General features: G+C 32.8%; 18 protein-coding genes. 5 read left to right on the top strand and 13 right to left on the bottom strand.

The features are described from left to right. Positions 1 to 11 precede the first annotated feature (11 nt). The 3 genes from ACJQQZ_RS00625 to tagG all read right to left on the bottom strand — a co-directional run bounded on the left by ACJQQZ_RS00625 (position 12) and on the right by tagG (position 3,140). Entirely contained in the window at positions 12 to 1,076 is a 1,065-nt protein-coding gene (locus ACJQQZ_RS00625; RefSeq protein ID WP_124228534.1) for a glycosyltransferase family 2 protein, read from the bottom strand. Next, the gene (tarB, locus tag ACJQQZ_RS00620) at positions 1,073 to 2,164 is read right to left on the bottom strand and encodes a teichoic acid glycerol-phosphate primase TarB (RefSeq protein ID WP_408023007.1); all 1,092 of its coding nucleotides are present in this window, start codon (positions 2,162 to 2,164) and stop codon (positions 1,073 to 1,075) included. Before tarB ends, ACJQQZ_RS00625 begins: the two co-directional genes overlap by 4 nt. 163 nt (positions 2,165 to 2,327) lie before the next feature. After that, positions 2,328 to 3,140, bottom strand: a complete 813-nt coding sequence (gene tagG, locus ACJQQZ_RS00615; RefSeq protein ID WP_002451033.1) for a teichoic acids export ABC transporter permease subunit TagG — start codon at positions 3,138 to 3,140, stop codon at positions 2,328 to 2,330. Positions 3,141 to 3,615: 475 nt separating this feature from the next. On the opposite strand from tagG, the gene tagH reads away from it, so the two are divergent. Further along, positions 3,616 to 4,410 carry a teichoic acids export ABC transporter ATP-binding subunit TagH gene (gene tagH, locus ACJQQZ_RS00610; protein WP_107532170.1) on the top strand — a complete coding sequence of 265 codons (795 nt, stop codon included), beginning with the start codon at positions 3,616 to 3,618 and terminating at the stop codon, positions 4,408 to 4,410. An 80-nt stretch (positions 4,411 to 4,490) separates the two neighbouring features. Here the strand turns inward: tagH and tarA are convergent, their stop codons facing one another. Then, a complete protein-coding gene (gene tarA / locus ACJQQZ_RS00605; protein ID WP_124228536.1) occupies positions 4,491 to 5,243 on the bottom strand; it encodes an N-acetylglucosaminyldiphosphoundecaprenol N-acetyl-beta-D-mannosaminyltransferase TarA in 753 nt (250 codons plus the stop codon). Between the two features lie 275 nt (positions 5,244 to 5,518). On the opposite strand from tarA, the gene ACJQQZ_RS00600 reads away from it, so the two are divergent. After that, positions 5,519 to 6,271, top strand: coding sequence for a M50 family metallopeptidase (locus ACJQQZ_RS00600; protein ID WP_124228537.1), 753 nt, complete (start codon positions 5,519 to 5,521; stop codon positions 6,269 to 6,271). Positions 6,272 to 6,400: 129 nt separating this feature from the next. Here ACJQQZ_RS00600 and ACJQQZ_RS00595 read toward each other — a convergent pair whose 3' ends face one another. Next, the gene (locus ACJQQZ_RS00595; protein WP_002451037.1) at positions 6,401 to 7,045 is read right to left on the bottom strand and encodes a metal-dependent transcriptional regulator; all 645 of its coding nucleotides are present in this window, start codon (positions 7,043 to 7,045) and stop codon (positions 6,401 to 6,403) included. Positions 7,046 to 7,166: 121 nt separating this feature from the next. Between ACJQQZ_RS00595 and ACJQQZ_RS00590 the strand changes: the two genes are divergently transcribed. Genes ACJQQZ_RS00590 through mntC form a run of 3 tightly spaced genes read left to right on the top strand, consistent with a single transcriptional unit; the run spans position 7,167 to position 9,673 of the window. Next, entirely contained in the window at positions 7,167 to 7,907 is a 741-nt protein-coding gene (locus tag ACJQQZ_RS00590; RefSeq protein ID WP_124228538.1) for a metal ABC transporter ATP-binding protein, read from the top strand. A 2-nt stretch (positions 7,908 to 7,909) separates the two neighbouring features. Beyond that, complete coding sequence (locus ACJQQZ_RS00585; protein ID WP_002451039.1) at positions 7,910 to 8,743, top strand: metal ABC transporter permease; 834 nt, start codon at positions 7,910 to 7,912, stop codon at positions 8,741 to 8,743. After that, positions 8,744 to 9,673 carry a manganese ABC transporter substrate-binding lipoprotein MntC gene (mntC, locus tag ACJQQZ_RS00580; protein ID WP_107532167.1) on the top strand — a complete coding sequence of 310 codons (930 nt, stop codon included), beginning with the start codon at positions 8,744 to 8,746 and terminating at the stop codon, positions 9,671 to 9,673. Between the two features lie 597 nt (positions 9,674 to 10,270). Here mntC and ACJQQZ_RS00575 read toward each other — a convergent pair. The 8 genes from ACJQQZ_RS00575 to mnhA2 form a co-directional block, all read right to left on the bottom strand. Continuing rightward, complete coding sequence (locus ACJQQZ_RS00575) at positions 10,271 to 12,313, bottom strand: cation:proton antiporter (RefSeq protein ID WP_002451041.1); 2,043 nt, start codon at positions 12,311 to 12,313, stop codon at positions 10,271 to 10,273. A gap of 534 nt (positions 12,314 to 12,847) precedes the next feature. After that, positions 12,848 to 13,303: a Na+/H+ antiporter Mnh2 subunit G gene (gene mnhG2 / locus ACJQQZ_RS00570; protein WP_002451042.1), complete on the bottom strand. Its 456-nt coding sequence runs from the start codon at positions 13,301 to 13,303 to the stop codon at positions 12,848 to 12,850. After that, positions 13,278 to 13,580 (bottom strand): Na+/H+ antiporter Mnh2 subunit F, encoded by a 303-nt coding sequence (gene mnhF2, locus ACJQQZ_RS00565; RefSeq protein WP_002451043.1) that lies wholly within the window; start codon positions 13,578 to 13,580, stop codon positions 13,278 to 13,280. Before mnhF2 ends, mnhG2 begins: the two co-directional genes overlap by 26 nt. Next, positions 13,577 to 14,059 carry a Na+/H+ antiporter Mnh2 subunit E gene (gene mnhE2 / locus ACJQQZ_RS00560; RefSeq protein WP_002451044.1) on the bottom strand — a complete coding sequence of 161 codons (483 nt, stop codon included), beginning with the start codon at positions 14,057 to 14,059 and terminating at the stop codon, positions 13,577 to 13,579. Before mnhE2 ends, mnhF2 begins: the two co-directional genes overlap by 4 nt. Next, a complete protein-coding gene (gene mnhD2 / locus ACJQQZ_RS00555; RefSeq protein ID WP_145505798.1) occupies positions 14,060 to 15,559 on the bottom strand; it encodes a Na+/H+ antiporter Mnh2 subunit D in 1,500 nt (499 codons plus the stop codon). Then, positions 15,549 to 15,893, bottom strand: a complete 345-nt coding sequence (gene mnhC2, locus ACJQQZ_RS00550; RefSeq protein ID WP_002451046.1) for a Na+/H+ antiporter Mnh2 subunit C — start codon at positions 15,891 to 15,893, stop codon at positions 15,549 to 15,551. Before mnhC2 ends, mnhD2 begins: the two co-directional genes overlap by 11 nt. Then, the gene (gene mnhB2 / locus ACJQQZ_RS00545; RefSeq protein ID WP_002451047.1) at positions 15,890 to 16,315 is read right to left on the bottom strand and encodes a Na+/H+ antiporter Mnh2 subunit B; all 426 of its coding nucleotides are present in this window, start codon (positions 16,313 to 16,315) and stop codon (positions 15,890 to 15,892) included. Before mnhB2 ends, mnhC2 begins: the two co-directional genes overlap by 4 nt. After that, positions 16,302 to 18,704 (bottom strand): Na+/H+ antiporter Mnh2 subunit A, encoded by a 2,403-nt coding sequence (gene mnhA2, locus ACJQQZ_RS00540; protein WP_124228540.1) that lies wholly within the window; start codon positions 18,702 to 18,704, stop codon positions 16,302 to 16,304. Before mnhA2 ends, mnhB2 begins: the two co-directional genes overlap by 14 nt. Between the last annotated feature and the right edge of the window lie 14 nt (positions 18,705 to 18,718).

Below are 18,718 nucleotides of genomic sequence, written 5' to 3'. Positions count from 1 at the left end.
ATGAAGCGTCATCATTTCTTTAATACTTTTTTTAATTTTTGCTTTCCAGAAAATGCAGATTTTTTAGAAAAAGTCTGTGCTAAAAATCGAATATAGCCTGGTCTTCCAATACCAACATTTGCCAATACACGTCTCCATGATTGATAGAGGTCTTTAGTCCATTGCGTTCCACCTTGCTCAACCGCTTCTACAATTCTAAACATTGCCTCACCAGAATAATGTGTTTCTTGCATCAAATTAATATACTGCGTCACACTTTCTATAAATGAAGGTGTAATCACACTATTTTTTAATAAATGTGCTTGAATTAAATAACTTACAATAAGGTTATCCATACGATAGCTATAGTAAGTTTTTTCATTCATTAATAGCAATAATTCCATCACGCGTTGTCGCACTTTCATAGCATCTTCCATATATGGTAAGAACGTATCTGCACGTCTATCTGTCACAGATCCCTCTCGCTCATTATAGCCATATGCGATGATTGACATAAGATTAATATCTCGCGCTTTAGAAAAAGCACGTACCATGAATGTATGCTCTTCACAAAATACAACATCTTCATCAAATCTTAAAGAAGCAAATTTTGCACTAAACAATTTACCACCAGGACCTATAGATTGAAGTATTTCTGGGCTTCTTTCGAGCGTTACAACTTCATCTCTCTTAATTTCTTCGTGCGTTGGAAATACTTTCCATTCCCCATGAACATCGCGACCTATTTGACCTATTACTATGTCAGTTTCCTCGTGATTCTCATATGTTTGTATCATCGCATCTATGCGACTTGGTAAATATTGGTCGTCCGCATCTAAAAACATAAATGCATCCGTATCGTCATCCATAGCTGCTAATCCTACATTACGACTTCTAGCAGCACCTTGATTCTCTTGATGAATGACTTTAATATTAGGAAATTCTTTTTGTAATTCGGTTAATTCATGCTTAGTATGATCTGTCGAACCATCATTCACACAAATAATTTCAAATTCAGCTTTAGTATCAATCGACGTTACCGCTCTTCGTACTGTATCTTGCCCATTATATACAGGCATTATAATCGCTAATTTCATGATTTCACCAACTTATCTATATAGTTTGTTACTTGATTCAGTGTTTCTTGCGTAGTGTATTGATGCCAATGGTTAAATAAAGACTTAAATTGCTTATCGTCTTGTTTAATTTTTTCAATAAGTGCGTCTTCCGTCGTCACTTTATACGTATTAGGAATATCATAATAATAGTGATTAAGTCCTCTTACCTTTTCATATTCCTTTTCGTCATACACATAAAAGAGTGTTGGTTTATTAATTAAACTTGCTTCTATTGGTATCGAACTATAATCACTAATAATTAAATCAGCCATGATAACTAATGATGTCGAATCTAAGTCATATTCTTCATCATTTTTGATAGACGGATGTAAGTGACTTAGCAATGTGTATTCAGGCAAAGCCTTTTCAAAGCGTGCCGTATTAATTTGTCTGTTAGCTTGATGATTTTCCCTATAGGTTGGCATATAGACCGCTAATTTACCTTGGATACCATATTGATTTTTTAATCGCTGTTGTTCTTCTTTGATATCAATATTTAAATATTCAACTAATCTAGGAAGTCCAGAACATAACATTTTTGAAGGTTGTGCATCAAATGATTCATTAAAACAATGCCCCATTTCATCTCCACCTACTAAATATAGATCTGTAGCTGAATATACTCGTTGATATTGATTCACCATTGCTTGATTATTCAAATCCACTTGATGATCTGTTAACCCAAAATCTTTTAAAGCACCAGCAGCATGCCATGTTTGAATAACAGTTTGTTGCGCTTTTTTATGGTATGCCCCCATGATTAAATAATACGTATCTATTAGAATTATTTTTGCCGTACTTAACAATTTAATGTGCTTAATAACATTTTTATTTCCTGCTTTAACATAAGTTACATTTGATAAATGTTGAATATACTGTGCATGTTTGTCTGTCGTGATAACAGTTAATTTGTATCCTTTAGTACTTAATTGTTCAATAATCGGAAGTACATCTTTAGGAAAAGTCATCATAACAACAATATCTTTATTTTTAACTTTTAATCCTCTAAAAAGGACATTCAATATTGCAATGACGATCATATATATTTTTTTGATTAAAACTCTCATTTCATTCACCGGCTTTATTTCGATTTATCTTTATTCATAAATTATAAACGATTCCAAGATTGATAGAAAATAATTCTCTCATAACCCATTGTCCTTAAAATAAAAAGTAGACCAACAATACATCGTCGGTCTACTGTTATACGTCTTTTGACACACTATATTCTTATAAGAAATCAGCAAAGTGATCTCTATATTTTTTATGAAGTATAGAACCTAAAACAAAGAATATGAGAACAATCATGACATTATATAATGCTAATTTCCAGTGATCAATGAAGTACCACTGATGGAATAATATTGCCGCACGGTATGATTCAGCAATAAAGTATACTGGATTGAATAACATAATATGGTGCACAATGCCACTTACACCGTGGTTTTTAGGAATCCATAAAATGGGCGACATATAGAATAATATTCTCATTAATGCCTGCATCGCCATCTGAGTATCTCTCACTAATATACCTAACGTTGATGTAAATAAAGCAACAGACGCCGTTAATAAAAAGGCAAACGGCACATAAATCAATAATTGAATGATATGAATAGATGGGTAAATCCCTCTAAACATACATGCTACGATAATGATGGCAAGTAAACCAATATGTCCATAAAATCTGCTTGTTACAATGTATGTTGGAATAATGGACAATGGGAAATTCATCTTTGCGACTTGATTAAATTTTTGGGATATAGATTTTGTACCCTCGAGTACACCTTGGTTAATAAAGAACCACATACTAATACCAACGAGTAACCAAAATACAAATGGAATGCCATGTACCGGATTGTTACTTCTGATTCCCAGACCAAACACTAACCAATAAACCATAATTTGTAGCGCTGGGTTCAATAGTTCCCAAGCCATCCCTAAATAGTTACTATGGTTTGAAATTTTAATTTGGAATTGTGCCAGTCGTTGGATTAAATAAAAGTTTTTGATGTGTTCTTTAAATACAGTAACTACTGCTGACATTGAATTAAACCACACTTTCAAACATTTAATGTATATACAATTGATGTTGAGATGGAATCTATCATTTTGAAACTATTTGTCTTTCAATCCACACTATTCATGTTATGAGTAGAAATTAAGTTAAACAAATACTTTTGAAATGATGATATTCATATCTCAAACTCATTGTTTTTTAATATGTAAATTTGTTTTAATTGAATAAAATATACCAAACTATATAACTAAGTAAAAGATATTAGTTTATTAAATTCTCATCTTATTATACAATCATTTAAGTTATTAAACATAATAAAGCACCTTAAAATGACAATAATATCATTGATTGTCTATAATTAGACAAAGTCTATCGTGTTAGATTAACTTTCACTCAATTTTAAACAAAATCTTCTACTCACTTTACACTAGGTTAATAAATTTAACAACTGATGAGTAGTATATTATAATCTATATAAATGTAATTAAGGAAGGACTAATTATGAGCGTATCGGTAAATATAGAACATGTAACTAAAGAATATCGTATATATAGAACGAATAAAGACCGTATTAAAGATGCCTTAATACCTAAAAATAAAAACAAAACATTCTTCGCATTAGATGATGTTTCTCTTCAAGCACACGAAGGAGATGTGATTGGTCTTGTTGGTATTAACGGTTCAGGGAAATCTACATTAAGCAATATGATTGGCGGATCACTGTCCCCTACATCAGGTAAAATCGACCGCAAAGGTGACGTTAGTGTAATTGCAATCAATGCTGGATTAAATGGCCAATTAACAGGTGTTGAAAATATTGAATTCAAAATGTTATGTATGGGATTCAAACGTAAAGAAATCAAAGAATTAATGCCTCAAGTCATTGAATTTAGTGAATTAGGTGAATTCATATATCAACCTGTAAAAAAATACTCTAGTGGTATGCGTGCAAAACTTGGTTTCTCTATTAACATTACAGTTAACCCTGATATTTTAGTTATTGACGAAGCATTGTCCGTTGGTGACCAAACTTTCACTCAAAAATGTTTAGATAAAATTTATGAATTTAAAGAAGCGAATAAAACCATCTTTTTCGTCAGTCATAATATCCGTCAAGTTAAAGAATTTTGTACGAAAATCGCATGGATTGAAGGCGGTAAACTTAAAGAGTTTGGCGAATTAGATGATGTTTTACCAAATTATGAAAAGTTCTTGAAAGAATTCAAGAAAAAATCGAAAAATGAACAAAAAGCATTTAGAAGAGACTTAGATGCATCTCGATTTATCGTTAAATAATCAACTTAAAACACCAATAAAAAGGCAATCAATGTGTTAATCGCTTAACACATTGATTGCCTTTTCTTATGTCTATATTATTAATGTTGTCTTTTTTGTTTAGCAATTTTAAACATAAATTTAGGGATACTCTTTAATCTTCCTAAACGTTTCCAATCAATTAATAAACGATAAATCCATTCTATATTTAACTTCCTAAAGAATTTGGGTGCTCTTTTTTTGGCGCCACTAAACACTTCAAATGAACCACCAACACCCATCATTACGGTATGTTGAAATGCTTTACTATGGTGAGCAATCCACTTTTCTTGTTTAGGATAACCCATACCAACAAATATATAATCCGGATTAAATGTCTCTATACGCTTAATGACCGTTTCATCTTCTAAATTAATGTAACCATGATGATGTGCAAATGTCACGCGTGGATATTTAGCTTTTAATTGTTGCTCTGCCTTTTCAATAATTTCATTCTTTGAACCTAAAATAAAAACCTTTTGTTGGTTTACATGTGCCATTTTCAGACATTCTTCTAATAATTCTATACCTGGAATCCTTTGTGGTAACGGTTGTTTTAATCGTTTTGATGCTTTCACGACACCTGTACCATCAGCGATGACGTAATCAGCACTATTGATGAGTTGTTGATAGTCATGATTTTCTGATGCATAGTCAACAATTTCAGGGTTAGCCGTAACTATAAATAAATTATCTGTCGTCTGTGCCATAAAAAATGTTTTAATATTTTCAACCATTTGCAACATCGTAGTATGGTCAAAATTCACGCCTAATATATCAACCTTTTTATTCTTGTGCTGACCTTTTAATGTCATAAAATAAATCTCCTATCCTACTTGATCAGTCATCTCAACTGATATATCAAGTTATATCAAATCTAGTCATTGTTTTAAATTTCACCAAAATGTACGCTTATTTTAACACATCAACATACATCAAGATATGATTATCCAAAAAACCTTCATCACTCGTACAATTTACGCCTTAAGTCTAAAGGATAATTTTTAGATATTAACGTATAATAGATAATAACTTACAAAATCAGTGTGACTTTGAGTCGATTGATTAATTTTAATTACGGAGCCTTAATATGACACAATTCGAATCATTCTTAACCACTCATATTCATTTAAATATGTATATCATATTAATCATAAGTATCATCTACATTATCGTCCATCAAAACCGCTATAAATTTTACTATCGATACTTTGCAATTATACTTAACTATATCCCAGTATTAACTCATGAATTCGGACATGTACTTTTTAATAAATTATCCGGTGGTCATGCTAAAGGTTTAGTTATTGTGACACGGCCGTCTGAAAGAGAAGCTACCTTACAACAGGGCTATGCAATTACTCAATCTAAGAGTTATCTTGGACAATGGTTCACTACATTAGGTGGCTATATCATGCCTCCAATGATGTTATGGATAGGTATTATCACAATATTTTATAATCATCCAAGCTTTTTCATACTCCTGTACTTAGGAATTTTTATTTATTTTCTGATTTTAACATCCCGTAAATTATCACCTATAATAATTATTATTGCTATGACAATACTCTTGTATTTCCTATTCCAAAGCGATGACTTACTTGTTATTCATCAAATTGTTAGTTCTAGTTATCATTTTACTTTAGGCGTATTACTTGGTGAAGTGCTTCAATCGTCTTGGACAATTTTCAGACTGACATTCCAAAGACCTAAACAAAGTTGGGACGGCAGTACCTTAACTGATATTAGTAAAGTGCCTACAGTCATCTATAGCACAATTTGGATTACAATCAATTTATATACCGTGTACATATTAATCAAATTACTATTGTTCAAATCTTAAATGATCAACCTACCTTCAAAAAAAGATAATAAAATAGTAAAAAACTTGAGCCCTTCTGAAAAATATGGTGTTAAGATATTTAATCTCAATCACCACATGATACAGTTTAGGGCTCAAGTTTGTATTGTATTATTTTTCCGCAAAAATATTCATAGCATTTTCATAACTTAAAATTGTAATCACATCATTGCGCTTAATAATGACAACTTTATTCGTGTCATCTTTGGATACAATTTCAACATCATTACCTATAGAAATATCCTTACTTGAAAGATAAACTAACAACTCTGTCTTATCTCTAACGCGTTTAATCGTGACAACATCAGCAGGTTCAAATTCTAGTATTGTCTTTGTATATTTTTCCTTGTAATGATGATCTCTAGGAATCACACCACCATGCGGACACGTTTCTGGATAATTTAAAATATTATCTAAACGTTCAACAAATAAATCTGAAATTCTATGCTCCAAAATTTCAGCCTCTTGATGCACTTCTTCCCAATTATATTTCAAAATTTCTATTAAAAATAATTCAAGTAACCGATGTCTTTTAATAATATCTAAAGTGTGATTTAAACCTTCTTCTGTTAATTTAACACCTTTATATGGCTTTGTTTCTACATAGCCTGACTTTTCTAATCTCCCGACCATTTCACTAACTGATGGTGGTTTTATATTTAAAAATTGAGATAATTTTTTATTTGATACGAAGGATACATCACCGTCATTCGTTAATATTGCCTTGAGATAATCCTCTTTTTCTTCAGTTAACATCATTTCACCTCACACATATTCACTTTATTGTATCACGAATCTACTTGACATGTTAAAACTTCTCGGTTTATTATAAAATAAATTAGGTTAACCTAAACTTTTAATTAGGAGGTATTAATATTTGCTTGAAGTTAGTAATTTAAATCTTTTTTTAGGTAATAAGCATATTTTAAAAGATATTGGTTTTAAAATTCCTATTACTGGTGAAATGATAGGTATTATGGGGCCTAATGGTGCTGGAAAGTCTTCTTTACTGAAGTCATTAATAGGAGATTTCCAAGCAACTGGCACACAATTACTTTACCAACGTCCGATACATACTCAATTGAAATACATGACATACATACCTCAAAAATCAAATATTGATTTGGATTTTCCGATCAATGTGGAAAAAGTGATTCTCTCAGGATGTTATGGCGACATCGGTTGGTTTAATCAACCTAGACATGAGACCAAAATTCAATTGAATCAATTATTAGATGATTTAGACTTAAAATCTTTAAAACGAAAACAGATTTCTGCATTAAGTGGTGGTCAACTTCAGCGTGTACTTGTTGCACGCGCACTCATGTCTAAAAGTCAACTTTATTTATTCGACGAACCTTTTGTCGGCATTGACTATAAAAGCGAGCAACTCATAATGAATAAAATTAGGCAATTAAAATCACAAGGCAAGTTGATTCTCATTGTTCATCATGACTTATCTAAGGCTTCTCAATACTTCGATCGTATTATGTTGCTCAATCAAACGCTTCGTTATTTTGGTGATGCTGAAGATGCAATGAATAATGACACACTATTAAATGACACATTTATGTCTCAGACTAGTCACATTGATGCATCTTCGAAAGGAAGTGCCTAAATATGCATGACTTTTTCACACATCTTTTAAATTATCAATTTTTAAATAGAGCACTAATCATTTCAATGATCGTTGGTGTTGTCTGTGGCACTGTAGGTAGCCTAATTGTATTAAGAGGATTATCACTGATGGGCGATGCGATGAGTCATGCTGTATTACCAGGAGTAGCATTATCATTCTTATTTGGAATACCAATGTTTATTGGCGCGTTAATAACTGGAATGATTGCAAGTATGTTAATCGGATTTATTACTTCTAAGAGTAAAACAAAGCCAGATGCAGCTATAGGCATTAGCTTTACGGCATTCCTTGCACTAGGTGTCATTTTAATCAGTGTCATCAATAGTACGACTGACTTATACCATATTCTATTCGGTAATTTACTCGCCATCACGCATACAACGTTTTGGACTACCGTGATCATCGGACTATTTGTACTAAGTCTCATCATTATATTCTATCGACCTTTAATGATTTCTACGTTTGATAACACATTTAGTAGAATGAATGGTTTAAATACTAAGCTAATACATTATTTTGTCATGCTACTCCTTGCATTAGTAACGGTTGCAAGTATCCAAACCGTAGGCATTATTTTAGTCGTTGCACTCCTAGTCACACCCGCTTCAACTGCCTTTCTTATTTGCAAGAATTTATATGGCATGATGGCAGTCGCAAGCTTCATTGGTGTAATCAGTTCAATTATCGGACTTTATTTCAGTTACATATATAACGTACCAAGTGGTGCAGCTATTGTACTTTGCACATTTGCGATTTACGTTATCACATTAGGTATCACAACATTTAAAAATAAACAGAGAAGAGGCGTAATTTAAATGAAGAAAATCATTCCCTTATTGCTAGCCATTTTTATCGTCTTGGTTGGTTGCAGTCAATCTAATGGAGATAAACAACAAGCTGACAGTCATAAATTAAAAGTTGTCACAACTAATTCTATCCTTTATGACATGGTAAAAAATGTCGGTGGCGATCATGTTGACGTCCATAGTATTGTTCCTGTTGGACAAGATCCACATGAATATGAAGTCAAACCTAAGGATATTAAAAAGTTAACAGATGCAGATGTTATATTTTATAACGGATTAAATTTAGAAACTGGTAATGGCTGGTTCAAGAAAGCATTAGAACAAGCCGGCAAATCGATGGATGATAAAAAAGTCATCGCCGTTTCTAAAGATGTTAAACCTATATATCTAAACGGAGAAGAAGGTAACAAAGATAAATTAGATCCTCACGCATGGTTAAGTATTGAAAATGGTATTAAGTATGTCAAAACGATTCAAGATAGTTTAAACAAATATGATTCATCAAATCAAAAAGATTATAAACATCAAGGAAATCAATACTTATCTAAATTAGAAAAACTTAATAAAGAAAGTAAAGACAAATTTAATGATATTCCAAAAGAACGACGTGCCATGATTACTAGTGAAGGTGCATTTAAATACTTTGCAAAGCAATATAATGTGAAGCCTGGATATATTTGGGAAATCAACACAGAAAAACAAGGTACACCTTCACAAATGAGACACGCTATTCAATTTGTAAAAGAGCATCAGATTAAACATCTATTAGTCGAAACAAGTGTAGATAAAAAAGCGATGGAAAGCTTATCCGAAGAAACACATAAAGATATATACGGAGAAGTATTTACTGATTCAATTGGTAAAAAAGGCTCAAAAGGTGATTCTTATTATAAAATGATGAAATCTAATATCGATACAATACATGGTAGCATGAAATAATGCTACTTGCGTAACTACCGCAACAACTTAATAGAACCGATGGCTGAGTGAATAAGATATAACTTGAATCACACTCAGCCACCCTATTAAGTCTTTATGTTATAACTAATAGTCTCATATCGTGCGTGAAGTTTTATATTATCCTCCTAAAATATAAAATCGTTCTCTCACGCACGGTATGGTGGTGTTAGTCTATCTCATCTCATTTATGTAGTGGGCTTATACATTATCTTAACTCCCCAATGGTAAAGGTATCATTTCATCCCCCTTTACCAAATCGTTTTAAACTGACAAGATATCATAAAGTGGCTTGAAATACGTTCCCTTTTCAAACCATATATCTGTCAAAGTTATAAAATCATCCCTATAACATTGAGATTGAATTGGGTTTCACTATAGGACGCTGTTGAACAGGTTGTATAGAACCCATGCACTGATGGTTCAATCTCAAATGATTCAACATTTATGGCCTATTCTCTCCATAAATGTCGGTCGTAGAACTTATATTTCACCCGATGAGTTTTACGAGTGTCTGCTTTATATACAGGAAAAAGCTCGTGAGGTCTTACCTCACGAGCTTTCCTATTTATAATATGATTATGTCATACTATCCACAATAACCATCTCATCATAATTAATTGATTCTCTAAGTTTTAAAGCTGTACCTTCTGTAATTTCTTCATCTTCAATTAACTCTCTTAAAATACGACGTTGTTCACGTAATGCATTAAGTTTAATACGAGTCAATGTATCCTCACTAGGAGAATTAAAGAAATTGTTTGGTGTTAAGTTATCTATACGCATGAGGTAACCATCACAAATCATACCTACCTCTAACTTGTTATCATTGTTGGCTTCTTGTCCTAATCGTCTTACTACATTATAGTGAACGATTTTGTTGATTTTAACTAATTCTAACAAGTTATCTGTCACGCTTAAAGATGAAGCAGAGTTAATAGTTGTCTTCACGCGTCGTTTTAATAGTGCACCTCTAAATAATACAATTAAACGACGGATTAATGATGCTTGTTTATATACCTGTGTACGTTCAGCATATCGCATGTAGTTCTCAAGTATACTATTTGTGATACTACCGTCATCTACTAACTGTTCAAGCGTTTTTGTTTCCACATTAAACGCAATCTTTTGAAGTCTTTCAAGTTCTTTAGAGTTTTCATCGTCTTTCTCTACCGTTTTCAAGAATGTTAATTTGTCATGATATTCTTTAATGACATTGCCATAACGGTAACTGGTTTCAAAAGTTGATTTTTGATTTAAATAATCAATGACATGTTCCAAAATGTATATTCTTGCTTCTTTGAAGTTCATGCTACCCACTTTCACTTCAGGCGCATTAGCAGTAACAAATGGTAGTAATAATTGTGCCGCAACTAAACTGATGATCACCATACCTGATGCAATAAATAACAAATCATTACGATAATCAAATGCATGATGATCAGCTAAATAATAGGGTAACGTTAATGCGATAGCTAACGAAATCGTTCCATGGACACCACATAACGTCATAATAAGTGCATACAAACTGCGTTTGGGTGGTTTCTCCGTTGTATTATTACCGTCGTCATCTTGGCTAATCATTTTCTGGAATGGACTGACAGCTAAATAGAAATAAGGATATAATACGTAAACCCATAAGAATCTAAATAGATAAACAGCTAATGCTACTAGTACAGTAATAACAATTAAAAACAGTAAATTGTGTGGTTCAGTTTTAATGATGTTAATTACCACTTCTGGTACTAAAAATCCTAATATAGAAAAAACAAAACCATTTAACACATATCCTAAAATATTCCATGTATGGTTATAACTCATTTGCAATCTCGTTCGTGTCTGTGCGATTCTATCTCGTTCAAATCCATGAACGAGTCCTGCCACTACAGCAGCGATAATACCTGATGCATGAAATAACTCTGCAACTAAGTATGTAACAAATGGTGTCAATAACTGTATAAATGTAAACATATTAATGTTTTCAATACCACGGCGCATTAATGTTAATCTAAACCGAACTAAAGCCATTCCAATGAGTAACCCTACGATGGCCCCACCTAACGAAGCAACTAAAAACTGTTCCACGGATTCCATAATAGAAAATGTACCTGTTACTAATGCACCAACTGCAATTTTAAATGAAATGATACCTGCCGCATCATTTAACAATGACTCGCCCTCTAAAATAGTCATTGCTCCTTTTGGTAATACTTTACCATTCGTAATTGCTTGTACCGCTACTGCATCAGTTGGACATAGAATAGCAGCAATCGCGAAAGCTGCACCCGTAGGTAGTTCAGGCCAAATCCAATGAATGAAAAAACCTACACCAATGACAGTTGTAATGACTAGACCTAACGCCATCATCATCACAGGTTTAATATATTTTCTTAAGTGCACCCGTGAGACATTAACGCCTTCTACAAATAGAAGCGGTGCGATTAATGCAACCATAAATAATTCGGAATCAAAATTAAACTCAACAGGGATAGGAGTAATAAATAACAACATACCTAAAGCGATTTGAATAAACGCTAGTGGTACTTTCGGCATAAACGTATGAACGAAAGAACTAATAATAACGACGCCGATAAATATAAGTAATGTTTCAAATATTTCCAAACTTTCACCTCTTTAATGAATTGTTTTGGAATGAAAATTAAGTAACACGTATAGGAATTGATGTACTCTAGAGGTTAATTAATATAGAAGCAATCCTTAAATAATAAGATTTATCAGATTGTTATATCACAATTGACTTTATTAATATAGATGTTATGAGGAGGGCTCAACTCAGTTATCACAATGTTAGGTTATCCATACATCAATCATTTGAACATGAATTGAAAAGTTAACTAGTATCATCAAATTTTATGATTTTGGAATGTTAAAGTAATGCAATACATTGTTAACTACGTAGTACTCGTTATCCCAAAGTTATACTTTAAAGTTCCAAACACATAAAATATCTTTTTATCCCTTTTCAATAAATTTACTACTTAAATTCATAATTTTCCTTGTACAATATTTTATCACTATTTTGAGTATTACTTAAATAAATCGCACCTTAAACTCTCATCTTTTTCTAATACAAATTAAAAGCTACCGCACATCCTTCTATACGGATACACGATAGCTTTATTTTACTCATAGCCTTTATTTATTAAGCTTTTGATTCTCTTTATAATATAATTTTTCTCTTCGTTGTTCACGCAATTTAGCACGCGTTTTCAATTCTTCAGGTGAGTTGAATTCATTTTGACTTAACAATATGGAAGACTGTCTAGGTACGTCATCTTTTCTATACATGTATGCACCATTTCGATACGCCGCACGTGCGACTAAATGCATGCCTACTGGTGATGTCAAATTAATAAAGATCAGTGATAATAATAACCTAACACTGAAAAATCCTGTATTCACTACAAAATAGATTAACACGCCAACAATCGTTAATAATACTGATAGCGTCGCACTTTTCGTGGAAGCGTGACTTCTCAAAAATACATCTTGGAATTTCACGATGCCGATCGCACTGATTAATGCAATCACACTACCTAGAAAGATGAATATTGAAGAGATGAGACTAACGATTTCTTTTACTGTTTCCATTGAAAACGCGCCCCCCTCCAATAAATCTAGAAATAGACACCGAACTTACAAATGAGATGATGGCTATTAACATGATTGAATCTAGGAATGAAACGGTACCCATAATCACACTCATGACACCAACAATACACATGACAACGGCACTCGTCGCATCGAATGACACGACTCTATCAGCAGTAGTCGGCCCTTTAATTAATCTCAAAAGACAAACCAATAATGCAATACCAAAAATAACCAAAGCTGCAATAATAAAAAATTGCGTCATAGCTTGTATCATCGTGTCACCTCCAAGATTAAGTCTTCATATTGTTTAATATTTCGTAGTAAATTTTTCTTATCCTTATCCGTTACATCAATACTATGAATTAAAAATTTATTTGTTCCTTTTGATATTCGAATCACCGTTGAACCTGGCGTTATGATAATTAAAATCGTTAAAAAGGTAATTGCCCAATCGTTAGTTAAATTGGTCTCATACGTTAACAATCCAGGATTCATATCTTTCGTTTTAAACAAAATATAATTGATTGTACTAATACTAGATGTAATTAATTGATATAAGTAAACGACTAAAAACTTAACGGCAACCCATATTTTTCTCAAATAAAACTCTTGTCCAAAGAAACGATGTAAAATATAGATGACGATCACACCAATTAAATACCCAGAGAAGAAGGTTGTGAATTTAAATTCGTCCTCATCTTGAAATAAAACCCATAAAAACGCGATAACAATATTCAGAACGACTTGATTCATCTAATTATCTCCCTCCTTCAAATGCGTATTCACTATTTGATGGAACTGATGCTCGTCTATATTCATCTTAGTCGCATTTTCAGTGACATTTAATACTAGTGGCGCTCCAATTCCCATTAATAAAATGACTACTACAAGAATACCTAGAATCCCTTTACGATGTTTAGGTATTTTCTTAAATTCAACCTCTTCGCCATCTTGGTCACCAAAGTACATTAAAAATAGGATTCTAAATAAGCTATACATTGCAATAAGACTGGTTACAATCATTAATCCCAGACCAATATAGTTGCCATTTTCGATGGCACCTTTAAAAATCAAAACTTTACCGGGAAAACCACTAAATGGTGGCACCCCACCAATCGCAAAAATCATAATAACAAATGCTATACCAAAGAATGGTTCGCGTTTAGCAAGTCCACTTAAATAATGGTACTGACGATAACCCGAAATATAAACTAAGCTACCTACAATAAAGAATAATAACGTCTTAACAACAATATCGTTAGCTAGATAGAAAATCGCACCATTAACACCTGAAAATGTATGTGTACCTAAACCAAGAATGACAAAACCAATCGACAATATGACTTGATAAGCAGCAATCTTCTTAATATCTTTGTATGCTAAAACGCCAAAAGCACCAATAATCATTGTTAGACATGACATGAAGATAAGTAATGGATGTGTGACACCTGCATGAGAGTCAAATAATAATGTGAAGAAGCGGATTAATGCATATGCACCGACTTTCGTCATTAATGCTGCAAAAAGTGCGGCTAATTCTGTTTTTAATACTGCATATGCTTTAGGTAGCCACATAAAGATAACTAGTGCCGCTTTCGAACTGAATGCTACCAAGAATATAAGTGAAATCATCGTCACGGTTTGATTATCTTCCATGTTATTTAATCTTAAAGCAATATGAGAAAAATTAAGTGTTCCTACTGTTTTATACAATAAACCAATCGCGAAAAGTAAAAACCAAGATCCGATAATGTTTAATACGACATAAATAATTGCTGCACGTAATTGTTCAACAGATTGTCCTAATGTGACAAGCACAAAAGAAGCAAGCAACATAATTTCAAACATAACGTATAGATTAAACAAATCTGAAGTTAGAAATGAGCCAATAACTCCTACAGCTAAAAATAGTATGAACGATGGAAGATGGAAACGATTCACACGTTGCTCTCCACGACCAAATCCATAAGCCATAATCAATGTAATGACAAACGATGATACAGTGACCATAAGTAAACTCAATGAATCGCCTAAAAATTGAATACCGAATGGTGCTTTCCATCCACCGAAATCTAAAGTAATTGGTTTTTCATTCATCACATAAATTAATAATGCTAACGAAATGACTGTTGTTACCAACATTGTGCCAATACATAAGAATTTAGATACTTTACTTTTATCTTTGATAAAGACAAGTATTAAAGCGCAAAGAAATGGAAGTAACATGGGTAAAATCAATAAATTACTCATCATCATCTTCACCCCTTAATACGTTAATTTCATCTTCTTTAGTTACTCGATATGTTCTATAAATTAATACAAGTAAGAAGGCAGTCATACCAAATCCAATGACAATAGCTGTTAAAACAATGGCTTGTAATAATGGATCAACAAAATAAGCCTTACCTCCTGTTATTAATGGTTCTGTCATATGTCCACCATAACGCCCCATACTCATGATAATGAGATTACCTGCGTGGGTATAAATGGAGATACCTATGACAATTCGAATTAAATTAATAGATAGAATCATATACGTACCGATAAATACTAAAAAGCCAATCACTAATAATAATATAAGATTCATGATTTACCCCCACTTATCGACAACATCACTGTAACTATGACACCCACAACTGCTAATAACACACCTAATTCAAAGAGTGTGACTGTTGTAACATGTACATGACCTAATAAGGGTAAAGCGATATTGGCTTCAGTTTGATATAAAAACGGTTTACCAAAAAATGTAGGGACAATAGCTGTCGCCAATGAAATTAAAGAACCTATAATCATTAACTGTTTAAAATCGATCGGTAAACTGATAAGCACTTGCTTAACATCAAATGCAAGGAACATCAGAATAAAAGCAGAACTAAAAATCAAACCACCGATAAAGCCGCCGCCTGGATTATTATGTCCTGCAAAGAAAACATAGAACCCAAACGTTAATAGTATAAATACGACGACTTTAGTTACCGTTCGTAATACGACATCATTCTCTTTCATCTTGTCCCCTCCGATCTTTATAAGTTAGTAATGTATAAATCCCTAGACCTGCAATAATAAGTACAAGGCCTTCAAACAATGTATCTAATGCTCTAAAATCACCTAAAATAGCATTAACAATATTTTTACCACCTGTTAATTTATCTGCATTTTCATAGAATTTAGAAATCGTTGGCATACCGTCTGCTTGTTGTGTAATAAAAATCAATGAGACCACAGTCATTGCAGTTATGAGTGACACAACGATTTTCACAATTTCCTTTTTCATATTCGGCTTATTTCTTGGAACGTTTGGTAATCTAGAGAAACTTACAATAAATAAAATAGTTGTAATTGTCTCAACCACAAGTTGTGTTAAAGCTAAATCGGGTGCTTTCATTGCAATAAAGAATAATGTTACTGCAAAGCCAATAACACCATTAAGCACAACCATTGTAAGACGTTGGCGAATAAAAATGAGTACAATTCCAATAACTAATGTCACTATAGATAAAATAACTTCTAACGGTCCGAATTGAGACACATGTAATTGATGTACATGTGGGAATCCGACACTAATGTATCCATATAGAATGATGGCAACAAAGATAAGTAATGTAATGATGATATAGTGATTGAGTTTATTTTTCATCAACATTCTAATACTGTATCCAGAATATAACTCGAACTGTCGATAAACGTGTTGATACGATTTAGTTATCGACGCATGCTTAATGATACGATGTGTCAATGACTTCCAATCTATTGATAAGGCCAACACAACACCTAAAACAATGACAGTCACGCTTAGAATAAGTGGTAAATTAACCCCATGCCATTGAGAAATATGCGGCGCTATCGCATCTACTTTTGAGCCTGCATCTGTAACCGATCTAAGCGCCGGTAAAATCATATTTTGACCGAAAAGATTCGGAATAAAGAATATGATTGGAATAAGTATCATTAATACTAATGAAGGCATGCTAAACAACCAAGGTTCATGTATATCTTTTTTCGTAAAATAAGTTGTATTAAATTTGCCCCAAAATGTTTCTTTTACCATGTAAAGTGCATACGTAAAGGTAAAGATACTTGCGATGACACCTATTGCGACAACAATTACTGTGAGCATGATGCCAAATTGCTCTAAATGACTAGCCTTCACTAATGCGTCGAAGAACATTTCTTTACTTAAAAAGCCATTTAAAAATGGTACCCCTGCCATCGATAAAGCAGCGATTAACATAGCAATATGCATTTTAGGGAAAAGCTTACGCATGCCATTTAAATAACGAATATCTCTTGTTCCCGCTTCATGGTCGATAATACCTACACCCATAAACAAAGCACATTTAAAAATGGCGTGATTCATTAAATGAAATAAACCAGCAAATAAAACTAAAACATAAAACTCTGTTAATGAATCAGATGGATGTTGTGCATAACCGCCACCAATACCTACCATTGACATCATCATACCTAATTGGCTGATAGTAGAATACGCTAAAATACCTTTTAAATCGTATTGTCTTAATGCGGTTAATGAACCAAATAGCATCGTAATCAATCCTACAAAAGTTACGATATAAATATAAGCATCACTTAGTCCTAAGACAGGTGTGAAGCGGAATAATAAGAAAATACCTGCTTTCACCATAGTAGCTGAATGTAAATATGCACTGACTGGCGTCGGTGCTGCCATCGCTTTAGGCAACCATACATGAAATGGAAATTGTGCTGATTTCGTAAAAGCACCTAATAAAATCATCAACATCATTGGTATAAATAAAGGATGGTTAATCAAATGATGACGTTGATCTAAAATATCCGTAATCGTGTTTGTACCTGTCATCAAATACAGCATAATAAATCCTGTTAGTAATGCTAATCCACCTAATACCGTTATCATAAACGATTGAATAGCACCTAATTGACTATTACCGTTATCGTACCAATATGAAATAAGTAAAAACGATGACACACTAGTTAATTCCCAAAAGACATACATTAAAATTGTATTATTGGAAAGTACAATGCCTAACATACTGAACATGAATAATAGTAAATAAAAGAAGAATCTAGGTAGGTTATCCGTTTGAGGTGATAAGTATTGTGTAGCATAGAAAAATACCGCTACACCAATTAATGAAATAATTAAAGCAAACATTAAACTAAGTCCGTCTAGCCTCATGTCAATATTAATATCTAACGAAGTCATCCAAGGCACTTGAACTGCTATAAATTGTTGTTGCACAATTTGTGGTATCTTCGAGATAAAATAAATTGATGTAATTATGGGGGCACTGAGTGCAACGTAACTGGCCAAAGCATTCAATTTGCTATGTGACATAGTTAATAGCACCAAACCCATAATGGCTAACAGTAGAACCATTAGGTATATCAAGCCCATCAAAAGCCTCCTTT

The sequence above is a fragment of the Staphylococcus sp. KUGN1 genome, assembly GCF_045984185.1.
Lineage (GTDB): Bacteria > Bacillota > Bacilli > Staphylococcales > Staphylococcaceae > Staphylococcus > Staphylococcus warneri_A.
Note: the sequence above shows the minus strand (reverse complement) of the source record. Positions and strands in the feature narration are given on the sequence as shown.

Excerpts from the sequence above, each read along its gene's own strand:
- ACJQQZ_RS00625 (WP_124228534.1), bottom strand. The coding sequence starts at position 1,076 with ATGAAATTAGCGATTATAATGCCTGTATATAATGGGCAAGATACAGTA.
- tarB (WP_408023007.1), bottom strand. The coding sequence starts at position 2,164 with ATGAGAGTTTTAATCAAAAAAATATATATGATCGTCATTGCAATATTG.
- tagG (WP_002451033.1), bottom strand. The coding sequence starts at position 3,140 with ATGTCAGCAGTAGTTACTGTATTTAAAGAACACATCAAAAACTTTTAT.
- tagH (WP_107532170.1), top strand. The coding sequence starts at position 3,616 with ATGAGCGTATCGGTAAATATAGAACATGTAACTAAAGAATATCGTATA.
- tarA (WP_124228536.1), bottom strand. The coding sequence starts at position 5,243 with ATGACATTAAAAGGTCAGCACAAGAATAAAAAGGTTGATATATTAGGC.
- ACJQQZ_RS00600 (WP_124228537.1), top strand. The coding sequence starts at position 5,519 with ATGACACAATTCGAATCATTCTTAACCACTCATATTCATTTAAATATG.
- ACJQQZ_RS00595 (WP_002451037.1), bottom strand. The coding sequence starts at position 7,045 with ATGTTAACTGAAGAAAAAGAGGATTATCTCAAGGCAATATTAACGAAT.
- ACJQQZ_RS00585 (WP_002451039.1), top strand. The coding sequence starts at position 7,910 with ATGCATGACTTTTTCACACATCTTTTAAATTATCAATTTTTAAATAGA.
- mntC (WP_107532167.1), top strand. The coding sequence starts at position 8,744 with ATGAAGAAAATCATTCCCTTATTGCTAGCCATTTTTATCGTCTTGGTT.
- mnhG2 (WP_002451042.1), bottom strand. The coding sequence starts at position 13,303 with ATGGAAACAGTAAAAGAAATCGTTAGTCTCATCTCTTCAATATTCATC.
- mnhF2 (WP_002451043.1), bottom strand. The coding sequence starts at position 13,580 with ATGATACAAGCTATGACGCAATTTTTTATTATTGCAGCTTTGGTTATT.
- mnhE2 (WP_002451044.1), bottom strand. The coding sequence starts at position 14,059 with ATGAATCAAGTCGTTCTGAATATTGTTATCGCGTTTTTATGGGTTTTA.
- mnhD2 (WP_145505798.1), bottom strand. The coding sequence starts at position 15,559 with ATGATGAGTAATTTATTGATTTTACCCATGTTACTTCCATTTCTTTGC.
- mnhC2 (WP_002451046.1), bottom strand. The coding sequence starts at position 15,893 with ATGAATCTTATATTATTATTAGTGATTGGCTTTTTAGTATTTATCGGT.
- mnhB2 (WP_002451047.1), bottom strand. The coding sequence starts at position 16,315 with ATGAAAGAGAATGATGTCGTATTACGAACGGTAACTAAAGTCGTCGTA.
- mnhA2 (WP_124228540.1), bottom strand. The coding sequence starts at position 18,704 with ATGGGCTTGATATACCTAATGGTTCTACTGTTAGCCATTATGGGTTTG.